At 61.3% G+C, this 540-nt stretch carries 2 rRNA genes; both read right to left on the minus strand.

What is annotated here, in order from left to right:
• Nucleotides 1–280: 280 nt before the first annotated feature.
• A 5S ribosomal RNA gene (rrf, locus tag ACFQPS_RS20060) occupies nucleotides 281–396 on the minus strand.
• A 90-nt stretch (nucleotides 397–486) separates the two neighbouring features.
• Nucleotides 487–540 (minus strand): 16S ribosomal RNA (locus ACFQPS_RS20065); the annotation flags it as partial.

Here is a 540-nt window from a genome sequence, read left to right on the forward strand (position 1 = left end):
TTCGCAGCGTGCTACGTCCTTCATCGCCTCTCAGTGCCAAGGCATCCACCAGATGCCCTTATTACGCTTGATCCTTCCTTGTGCGCCATGCGCGAGGGCAAACCCGCGCATCACGCGACCGGAAGGCATTCCCGACCGGATCACTCCGATCGGCCTCGGTCACAAACCCTCTTCACTTTTACAAGACCCGCGCAGTCATGCGACGACCGCTTCCTGTCAGACAGGAACCGGATACGTCACGGCTGCTGGATTTTCCGTTTCCGCCATGCGGGGCGGGCGGACCTGGCGGCGACCTACTCTCCCACGTCTTGAGACGCAGTACCATGGGCGCTGAGGGATTTCACGGCCGAGTTCGGGATGGGATCGGGTGTAAGGCCCCTCGCTATGGCCACCAGGTCGGCCCGCCCCGCATGGGGAACGGACTGGTTTCGAGAAGATATGCGAGGACGGCGGCGAAGCCGGCCATCGATCCGGATCTTTCCTTAGAAAGGAGGTGATCCAGCCGCAGGTTCCCCTACGGCTACCTTGTTACGACTTCAC

This window comes from Rhodocista pekingensis (assembly GCF_042665545.1).
Lineage (GTDB): Bacteria > Pseudomonadota > Alphaproteobacteria > Azospirillales > Azospirillaceae > Rhodocista > Rhodocista pekingensis.